The sequence below is a fragment of the Pseudomonas sp. PWP3-1b2 genome, from assembly GCF_049896045.1.
Classification (GTDB): Bacteria; Pseudomonadota; Gammaproteobacteria; order Pseudomonadales; family Pseudomonadaceae; genus Aquipseudomonas; species Aquipseudomonas antarctica_B.
In genome coordinates this window covers 1-1,968 of sequence record NZ_JAFCTN010000088.1, presented here as the reverse complement: position 1 = coordinate 1,968, position 1,968 = coordinate 1, and the positions used below count along the sequence as shown (strand labels likewise).

The window sequence follows — 1,968 nt, the reverse complement described above, 5'->3', positions numbered from 1 at the left end:
CACTAATTTTGCGAGGGCTTTATGGCTCGTACTACTCCGATTAGCCGCTACCGTAACATCGGTATCGTTGCTCACGTGGATGCTGGTAAAACCACCACCACCGAGCGCGTACTGTTTTACACCGGCAAAAGTCACAAGATGGGCGAGGTGCATGATGGCGCCGCGACCACAGACTGGATGGTTCAGGAGCAGGAGCGTGGTATTACCATTACTTCTGCTGCTATTACCGCCTTCTGGAAGGGTTCCGAGAAGCAGTACAAGGATGAGCACCGCTTCAACGTCATCGATACCCCGGGCCACGTAGACTTCACCATTGAAGTTGAACGTTCCCTGCGCGTACTCGACGGCGCTGTCGTTGTGTTCTGCGGTACCTCGGGTGTTGAGCCTCAGTCGGAAACCGTATGGCGTCAAGCCAACAAATACGGCGTTCCACGTCTTGTTTACGTAAACAAGATGGACCGTGCTGGCGCCAACTTCCTGCGCGTGATCGGTCAGATCAAGCAGCGTCTGGGTCACACCCCGGTGCCAATCCAGTTGGCTATCGGTTCCGAAGACAATTTCCAGGGCCAGATCGATCTGCTGACCATGGAAGCTGTTTACTGGAACGATGCTGACAAAGGTATGGTTCCTGTTCGCAAGCCTATCCCTGCTGAACTGCAGGAACTGGCTGACGAATGGCGCAACAACATGGTTGAAGCTGCGGCCGAAGCCAACGAAGAGCTGATGAACAAGTACCTCGAAGGTGAAGAACTCACCAACGCGGAAATCAAGGCCGCTCTGCGTCAGCGTACAATTGCTGGTGAGATCGTCTTGGCTGTTTGCGGTTCCTCGTTCAAGAACAAGGGTGTTCCCCTGGTTCTCGATGCTGTGATCGACTACCTGCCGGCGCCGGTTGATATTCCTGCCATCAAGGGTACTGACCCGGATGACGAGACTATCGAGCTGGAGCGTCATGCAGACGACGCAGAACCGTTCTCCGCTCTGGCATTTAAAATTGCCACTGACCCATTCGTGGGTACCTTGACCTTCGTCCGCGTTTACTCGGGCGTGTTGAACTCCGGCGACGGCGTGATCAACTCGGTTAAAGGCAAGAAAGAGCGCGTGGGTCGTATGGTGCAAATGCACGCAAACGCCCGCGAAGAGATCAAGGAAGTACGCGCTGGTGACATCGCGGCCTTGATCGGCATGAAGGACGTCACCACTGGTGAAACCTTGTGCAACGCTGACAAGCCAATCATCCTCGTTCGTATGGACTTCCCGGAGCCGGTTATTTCGGTTGCCGTAGAGCCTAAGACCAAGGATGACCAGGAAAAAATGGGTATCGCTCTGGGCAAACTTGCTCAGGAAGATCCATCTTTCCGCGTTAAGACTGATGAAGAGACTGGTCAAACGATCATCTCTGGCATGGGCGAGCTGCACCTGGACATCCTGGTTGACCGGATGCGCCGTGAGTTCAACGTCGAAGCCAACATCGGTAAGCCTCAGGTTTCCTATCGTGAGCGCATCACGAAGAATTGCGAAATCGAAGGCAAGTTCGTTCGTCAGTCCGGCGGTCGTGGTCAGTTCGGTCACTGCTGGATCCGTTTTGCTCCTGCTGACGAAGGTCAGGAAGGTTTGCAATTCGTGAACGAAGTAGTAGGTGGTGTTGTTCCTAAGGAATACATCCCGGCTATCCAGAAGGGTATCGAAGAGCAGATGAAGAACGGTGTTGTTGCCGGCTATCCGCTGATCGGCCTGAAAGCAACCGTTTTTGACGGTTCTTACCACGACGTCGACTCCAACGAGATGGCGTTTAAGGTGGCTGCCTCCATGGCAACCAAGCAACTGGCCCAGAAGGGCGGTGGTGAGTTGCTTGAGCCGATCATGGCGGTAGAAGTTGTTACACCTGAAGACTATATGGGTGATGTCATGGGCGACCTTAACCGTCGTCGCGGCATGATCTTGGGTATGGAAGACACGGTTTCCGGC

Annotated in this window: 1 protein-coding gene; it reads left to right on the top strand. The window is 54.2% G+C overall.

Annotation, left to right across the window (positions count from 1 at the left end):
* Positions 1-21: 21 nt before the first annotated feature.
* Positions 22-1,968 (top strand): elongation factor G (gene fusA, locus ACP7A2_RS27105; RefSeq protein ID WP_426136849.1); only part of this gene is annotated, 1,947 nt, incomplete at its 3' end.